We start from the raw sequence: 6,976 nt of genomic DNA on the forward strand, positions 1-6,976 counted from the left end.
CGGTGACGGCGGCGCGTACCAGCCCGGCTGGCCCTGCCCGGGCACCGGCATCGGCGGCTGCGCACCCGGCGGCATCGGCTGCATCAGACCGGCCTTCTGGTCGATCGTCGAGCGGTAGTCGACGGCCCCCTGCGTCATCCGCATGTACGCCTCCTCCAGCGAGGCCTGATGCGGGGACAGCTCCCACAGCCGTACGTCCGTGTCGTGCGCGATGTCGCTGATGCGAGGCAGCGGCAGTCCCGTGACGCGCAGCCCGCCGTCCTGCTCGGGCAGCACGTGGCCGCCCGCCTCGGTCAGCGCGGAGGTCAGCTTCTCGCGGAGCTGGGGCTCGGTGTCGGGGGTGCGCACGCGCGCGAAGTCGGCCGAGTTTGCCGAGATGAAGTCCCGCACACTCATGTCCGAGAGCAGCTGCCCGCGCCCGATCACGATCAGGTGGTCCGCCGTCAGCGCCATCTCGCTCATCAGGTGCGAGGAGACGAAGACGGTACGGCCCTCCGCCGCGAGCGCCTTCATCAGGTTCCGCACCCAGAGGATGCCCTCGGGGTCGAGGCCGTTGACCGGCTCGTCGAAGAGCAGCACCTGGGGGTCGCCGAGGAGGGCGGCGGCGATGCCGAGTCGCTGTCCCATGCCGAGGGAGAAGCCCTTGGAGCGTTTTCTCGCCACGTCCTGGAGGCCCACGACCCCGAGCACCTCGTCCACCCGCCGGGCGGGGATGCCCGAGAGCTGGGCCAGGCTGAGCAGATGGCTGCGGGCGCTCCGGCCGCCGTGCACGGCCTTGGCGTCGAGCAGGGCACCGACCTGTCTGGGGGCGTTCGGCAGCTTGCGGTAGGGGAAGCCGCCGATCGTCACCTGTCCCGACGTGGGGTTGTCCAGGCCGAGGATCATGCGCATCGTCGTCGACTTGCCCGAGCCGTTGGGCCCGAGGAAACCGGTGACGGCACCGGGCCGCACCTGGAAGGAAAGGTTGTACACGGCGGTCTTGTCGCCGTAGCGCTTGGTCAGGCCGACAGCCTCGATCATGCTCCGCACCCATCGAAAGGATCAGGACAGCAGGGCACACGCCCCCGTAAGGGTTAGGAGGATATCGGGGCGCTGACGGTTCCGCTCAAGAGCGAGTAAAGCCGTGGCCTCGGCTACGCGTCCCGCCGCTTCAGCAGGACGTAGGCACCGATCAGCGCAGCGGCCACCCACAGCGCCATGATCCCGAATCCGCCCCAGGGCCCGTACGGCGCGGAGTCGTCCACCGGGGTGACCACCTGCATGATCTTGCTGCCGGCCTGGTCGGGGAGGTACTGGCCGATCTTCTTCGTCGCGGAGACGTTGCCGAGGATGTTGGAGATCAGGAAGAAGAACGGCATCAGGATGCCCAGCGACAGCATCGGCGAGCGCAGCATCGAGGCGACGCCCATGGAGAACATCGCGATCAGGGTCATGTAGAGCCCGCCGCCGATCACCGCGCGCAGCACACCCGGGTCGCCGATCTCGGCCCGGTGCGAGCCGAGCATCGCCTGGCCGAGGAAGAACGTGACGAAGCTGGTCACCAGCCCGACGGCGAGACAGAGCCCGGTGGCCACCGCGATCTTGCCGAACAGGAAGGTGCCGCGCTGCGGGACCGCCGCCAGGGAGGTGCGGATCATGCCGGTGCTGTACTCGTTCGACACGACGAGCACCCCGAACACGATCATCGCGAGCTGCCCGAGACTCATCCCGGCGAAGCTGATGAAGGTCGGGTCGAAGGACAGCTTGTCCTTGGCGCTCATGTCGTCGAACTGGTTCTTCGACAGCGCCGAGATCAGCATGCCGAGCCCGATCGTCACCACCAGGGCGAGCGAGAGCGTCCACACCGTCGACGCGACGGAACGGATCTTGGTCCACTCCGACCGGATGACCTGGGTCGCCGCCATGTCAGTCCTTCTTCCAGCCGTCGCCCCAGCCCTGCTGCTGCTCGGCAGGTGCGACAGGGGGTGTGTCGGAATGCGCGTGGTACTCCACCGACTCCGCGGTCAACTGCATGAACGCCTCCTCCAGGGAGGCCTGTTGGGGACTCAGCTCGTGCAGCACGAGCTGGTGCTGCGCGGCCAGCTCACCGATCTGCTCGGACCTGCCGCCATCCACCTCAAGGGTCCCGTTGCCGGATTCGACGACGGTGATCCCGGCCTGGTGCAGCACGTCGAGCAGCCGCTCGCGGTGCGGGGTGCGGATCCGGACGTACGACCGCGAGTTCTGCTGGATGAAGTCGGCCATGGAGGTGTCCGCGAGGAGGCGGCCCTGTCCGATGACGACGAGGTGATCGGCCGTCAGCGCCATCTCGCTCATCAGGTGCGAGGAGACGAAGACCGTACGGCCTTGCCCGGCAAGGGACTTCATGAGGTTGCGGATCCAGTGGATGCCCTCGGGGTCGAGCCCGTTGACCGGCTCGTCGAACATCAGGATCCGCGGATCGCCGAGCAGAGCGCCCGCGATGCCGAGCCGCTGGCCCATGCCCAGCGAGAACCCCTTGGCCTTCTTCTTCGCCACGGAGGTGAGCCCGACGGTGTCCAGCACCTCGTGCACCCGGGCCTTCGAGATGCCGTTGCTCTGCGCGAGACACAGCAGATGGTTGAAGGCGCTGCGCCCGCCGTGCATGGCCTTGGCGTCGAGGAGGGCGCCGATGTACTTCAGCGGGTCCTTGAGCTGGTCGTAGCGCTGGCCGTCGATGCGTACGTCACCTGCGGTCGGCCGGTCGAGCCCGAGCATCATGCGCATCGTCGTGGACTTGCCGGCGCCGTTCGGGCCGAGGAAGCCCGTGACGATGCCGGGCCGGACGGCGAAGGTGAGGTTGTTGACCGCCACCTTCTCGCCGTACCGCTTGGTCAGCCCCTCAAGCTCGATCATGCGGCCACGCTAAGACGGCAGTTCGGCGGATGCCACCCGAACGGGCAAACAGAGTCCGACGCCGCAGGCAACAACGGTGAACGCCGTCGCCCAGGCGAACGCGTGCTGGAAGGCCGCGGCTCCCTGTCCCTGGGCCAGGACCGTCGCCAGGACGGCCGTCCCGAAGGAGCCGCCGAGTTGCTGCACGATCCGGGTCGTGGAGCCGGCGTGCGGAATCTGCTCCGGGGTGAGGCCCTCGAAGGCGCCGACCATCACGCCCAGGTTGACCGCGCTCATACCGAGGCCGCGCACCACGAGGGCGAGCGAGAGAAGCAGGTCGTCTCCGGTGCCGGTCACGAAGGGGAGGGTGCCGACGGCCGTCAGCAGGAGGCCGCCCAGCACCATCGGGCGGGGGCCGTACCGGTCGGTGAGGCCGCCCGCGGTACGGGCCAGCAGCGCGCCGACTCCCTGGGGCGCGAGCAGCAGTCCGGCGGTGACCACGCTCTCGCCGCGCACCTGTTGGTAGTACAGCGGCAGCAGGAACATCCCGCCGAACATCGCCAGTCCGCCCGCGAACAGCAGTGCCGAGGACGCGGCGAACGACCGGACGCGGAACAGCCGGAGGTCGACGAGCGGTTCGGGGGAGCGCAGCGAGCGGGCGACGAAGGCGGCGACCAGCAGCACTCCGGCGGCCAGCGGTACCAGCACGCGCGCGTGTCCGAAGCCGCCCGTGGCGCCGACTTCGGAGAGGCCGTAGACGAGGGCCGCGAACCCCGGTGAGACCAGCGCGAGCCCGGGGACGTCGAGGCGCGCGGTCGCCCGGCCGGAGTCCTTGGGCACGCCCCGCCGGGCCAGTTCGATGGCGAGCAGGCAGATCGGCAGGTTGACGTAGAAGATCCAGCGCCAGCTGAGGTGGCCGACGATCAGGCCGCCGAGGACCGGGCCGAGGATCGGTCCGACCAGGGCGGGCAGGGAGACCACGGCCATCAGCCGGCCGAGCCTGCGTCCGCCCGCGGCCCGGAAGATCAGCGTCTGCAGCACGGGCAGCATCAGCCCGCCGCCGATGCCCTGGACCACCCGGAAGACGATCAGCCACTCGATGTCCTGGGCGAGCGCGCACAGCACCGACCCCACCATGAACAGGGTCAGTGCCCCGAGCCACACCCGTCGGCCCCCGAACCGCTCGGCGGCCCACCCGCTGACCGGGACGACCATCGCGAGGGCGAGGAGATAGGCGGTGCTCACCCACTGCACGGTGGCGGTGGGGGCGTCCAGGTCGTGGCCGAGGGTGTGGATGGCTATCGAGACGATCGTGCTGTCGAGGAGGGGTGCGAGGGCGCCGAGGACGAGGATGCCGGCGAGTTTGAGGACGGCGGGGTCGAGGCTTTCCCTGGGCATGCGGATCCCTCCCGGTTTAAGAGACGGTGCGTCTCCAATGGGCACGATAGGCTGACCGGGATTGGAGACGCAAGGTCTCTTAACGGAGGTGTGCGGATGGCCGAGGAGGGCACACGGCGGCGGGGTGCCGCCCTGGAGGCCGACATCCTGGACGCCACCTGGGCGGAACTCATGGCCGTCGGATACACCAGGCTCACCATGGAGGGCGTCGCCGCCCGGGCCCGTACCGGGAAACAGGTCCTCTACCGCCGCTGGCGCAACCGCGCGGACCTCGTGATCGCCGCCATGCGCCACCACAGCGGATCCATCGCGGACCGGGTCCCGGACACGGGTTCGCTGCGCGAGGACGTCCTCGCCGTACTGCGGCTGATGTCCGAACGGCAGCGCCAGGTCGGCCCGGACGTCATCCACGGTCTGCTGGCCGAGGCGGGCGACCGGAAACCGGAAGCCGTCGAGATCATGCACGGGGTGATGACCACGGTGCTGGAGCGGGCCGCCAAGAGGGGCGAGGTACCCACGGCCGACCTTCCCGAGCGGATCGTGACCCTGCCCACGGACCTCCTGCGCCACGAGATCGTCCTGAGCGACCGGCTGGTGACGGACTCGACGCTGGAGGAGATCGTGGACGACGTGTTCCTGCCGCTGGTGACCGGGCACGGCTGAGGCCCGCACCCCCCGAAGGGAATGCGGGCCTCAGCCGTACGAACTACCGCGTGACTACCGGGACTGCTGAGCCGGAACTCCACGAGAGATCGGCTCGTCCTCGACCGGCGAGCTCGCGGCGGCCACCGCGGCGCCGGTGAGCGTGGCGAGCATCTCGCGCACGTTCGTCAGCTGCGCGTTGATGCTGTCGCGACGGTTGGTGAGAGCGGCCAGCTCGCGCTCGGACTCCGAACGGATCCGGTCGGCCTTGGCGTTCGCGTCGGCCACGATGTCCTCGGCCTGGCGCTGAGCCGTCTCCACCGTCTGACGGGCGCGACGCTCGGCGTCCGTGCGAAGCTTCTCGGCCTCCAGCCGGAGCTGCTCCGCGCGGTGCTCGATCTCCGCGAGACGCTTCTCCGCCTTCTGCTGACGAGACGCCAGATCGCGCTCGGACTGCTCGCGCCGCTTGGCGAGGTTCGTCTCGAAGTCGGCGGCGGCCTGCGCGGCCTTGGCGCGGGTCTCCTCGAAGAGAGCGTCGGCCTCCTCGCGCTTCTGCTGCGCGTCCTTCTGGGCCTCGCCACGCAGCTGGGCGGAGTCGCTCTTGGCCTTCTCGACGATCCGGACGCCCTCGTCCTCCGCCTTGGACTTGCGCTCCGCAGCGAACGATTCTGCGTCGTTGCGGACCTGCTGAGCAGCGGACTCCGCGAGTTCGCGGTGCTGCTCGGCCGCGCGCCGGGCCTCCTCGCGCAGGTCCTTGGCCTCTTCCTCGGCGAGGCGGAGGATCTTCTCGACCCGCGCGCCGAGGCCAGCGTACGACGGCTCGGCGTCGCTTACCTGGGCCGCGGCGTTCTGCGTTTCGAGGTGGAGCTCCTCGATGCGCTTTTCAAGAGCAGTGATACGAGCCAGAGCGCTGTCACGGTCGGAGACGAGCTTCGAGATGCGTTCGTCCACCTGAGCGCGGTCGTACCCACGCCGCACAAGCTCGAAGCCGTAGGGGGAAGTGTCGCTCATGGGGTTCCTGTCGAATGAGACCGGTGAGGTGATAGGTGGAATCCTAGGGGCCGAAGCGGTGTGTCATCGAGCGGATGCGTGTTTGATCTGGAGAATGACACCCCTTTTGAGTGGCTAACCGTCCGACCGCTTGCCAAAGACCGGGTCAAAGGCCCCAGAACGCCCGAACCTCACAGGAGGTTCCTAGGCTTGGCTAGCCTTCAACCGACTTGCCACCCGAACGAGTTGCGCCCGCGGCGGCTCCCGCCTTGACCCCGCCGTCCTTGGCCGCCGTCGGAGCCTCAAAAGACTCCAACGCTTCCAGGACGTCCTGGACACGGGAGATCTCGGCATTGATGTCCTCGCGGCGGCGGACCAGCACGTCGAGTTCGCGCTTGCCCTCCTCCACCGTGCGCCGGGCCTCGCGGATCGCCTCCGCCTTCAGGTCCTCGGCCTCACGGATCAGCGTGGACTTCTTCTGCTCGGCCTCCTTCAGGAGACCCTCGGCCTTCTTCACCGCGGCGATACGGACCTTGCCCGCCTCGGAGTTGGCCTCCGAGACCAGCTCCTTGGCCTTCATCTGCGCCTTGCCGAGCTGCTCCTCGGCCGCCTTGATCAGCGCGTCGCAGCGGTCGCCGGCCGACCTCATCGTCTCCGCCGACTCACGGCGGGCCCGCTCGTGCAGACTCTCGATCTCACTCGTGATGCGGTCGCGCAGCTCCTCGGCCCGCTCCCTTATGGCGGTCGCGTCCCGACGCGCGCCGACCAGCAGCTCGTCCGCGTCCGTACGGGCCCGCTCCACCCGGGAGTTGCCCTCGACCGTGCCCTCGGACACCAGCCGCTCCGCCTCGTTGCGCGCCGCGCCGACCATGGAGTCGGCCTGCGCCTCGGCGTCCGCCGTCGTCTTCTGCGCCTGCTGCTGCGCCTCGCTGAGAAGCTTGTCGGCCTCCGCCGCGGTCTCCGTGATGAGCGTGTCGACCTGCTCGGCGACGTCCGACCGGCGTTTGTTGGCCTCCTTGCGGGCCTCGTCCAACGTCCGCTCGGACTCCTCGCGTGCCGCCGAGGTGACCCGCTCGGCCTCCGCCTCCGCGTC

The 6,976-nt window shown here is 69.3% G+C and carries 6 protein-coding genes and 1 pseudogene; 1 reads left to right on the top strand and 6 read right to left on the bottom strand.

All coding sequences use genetic code 11. The features are described 5' to 3' along the window. The 4 genes from R6V09_RS41815 to R6V09_RS41830 all read right to left on the bottom strand — a co-directional run. Positions 1-1,020 (bottom strand): ABC transporter ATP-binding protein (locus R6V09_RS41815; protein ID WP_317886722.1); only part of this gene is annotated, 1,020 nt, incomplete at its 3' end. Positions 1,021-1,133: 113 nt separating this feature from the next. Further along, positions 1,134-1,904, bottom strand: a complete 771-nt coding sequence (locus R6V09_RS41820; RefSeq protein WP_317886723.1) for an ABC transporter permease — start codon at positions 1,902-1,904, stop codon at positions 1,134-1,136. 1 nt (position 1,905) lies between these two features. Continuing rightward, the gene (locus R6V09_RS41825) at positions 1,906-2,874 is read right to left on the bottom strand and encodes an ABC transporter ATP-binding protein (protein ID WP_317886724.1); all 969 of its coding nucleotides are present in this window, start codon (positions 2,872-2,874) and stop codon (positions 1,906-1,908) included. Between the two features lie 9 nt (positions 2,875-2,883). After that, the gene (locus R6V09_RS41830; RefSeq protein ID WP_317886725.1) at positions 2,884-4,251 is read right to left on the bottom strand and encodes a DHA2 family efflux MFS transporter permease subunit; all 1,368 of its coding nucleotides are present in this window, start codon (positions 4,249-4,251) and stop codon (positions 2,884-2,886) included. Between the two features lie 96 nt (positions 4,252-4,347). Here R6V09_RS41830 and R6V09_RS41835 point away from each other — a divergent pair, with 96 nt between their 5' ends. Further along, entirely contained in the window at positions 4,348-4,914 is a 567-nt protein-coding gene (locus R6V09_RS41835) for a TetR/AcrR family transcriptional regulator (RefSeq protein ID WP_317886726.1), read from the top strand. 54 nt (positions 4,915-4,968) lie between these two features. On the opposite strand, the gene R6V09_RS41840 is transcribed toward R6V09_RS41835, so the two are convergent. After that, positions 4,969-5,904 (bottom strand): cellulose-binding protein, encoded by a 936-nt coding sequence (locus tag R6V09_RS41840; RefSeq protein ID WP_033285426.1) that lies wholly within the window; start codon positions 5,902-5,904, stop codon positions 4,969-4,971. 193 nt (positions 5,905-6,097) lie between these two features. Then, positions 6,098-6,976, bottom strand: a pseudogene (locus R6V09_RS41845) (hypothetical protein); the annotation flags it as partial.

This window comes from Streptomyces sp. W16 (assembly GCF_033194735.1).
In the GTDB taxonomy this organism is placed as follows: domain Bacteria; phylum Actinomycetota; class Actinomycetes; order Streptomycetales; family Streptomycetaceae; genus Streptomyces.

What these genes read in the sequence shown, in the direction of transcription:
- R6V09_RS41820 (WP_317886723.1), bottom strand. Translation starts at nt 1,904, where the DNA reads ATGGCGGCGACCCAGGTCATCCGGTCGGAGTGGACCAAGATCCGTTCC.
- R6V09_RS41825 (WP_317886724.1), bottom strand. Translation starts at nt 2,874, where the DNA reads ATGATCGAGCTTGAGGGGCTGACCAAGCGGTACGGCGAGAAGGTGGCG.
- R6V09_RS41830 (WP_317886725.1), bottom strand. Translation starts at nt 4,251, where the DNA reads ATGCCCAGGGAAAGCCTCGACCCCGCCGTCCTCAAACTCGCCGGCATC.
- R6V09_RS41835 (WP_317886726.1), top strand. Translation starts at nt 4,348, where the DNA reads ATGGCCGAGGAGGGCACACGGCGGCGGGGTGCCGCCCTGGAGGCCGAC.
- R6V09_RS41840 (WP_033285426.1), bottom strand. Translation starts at nt 5,904, where the DNA reads ATGAGCGACACTTCCCCCTACGGCTTCGAGCTTGTGCGGCGTGGGTAC.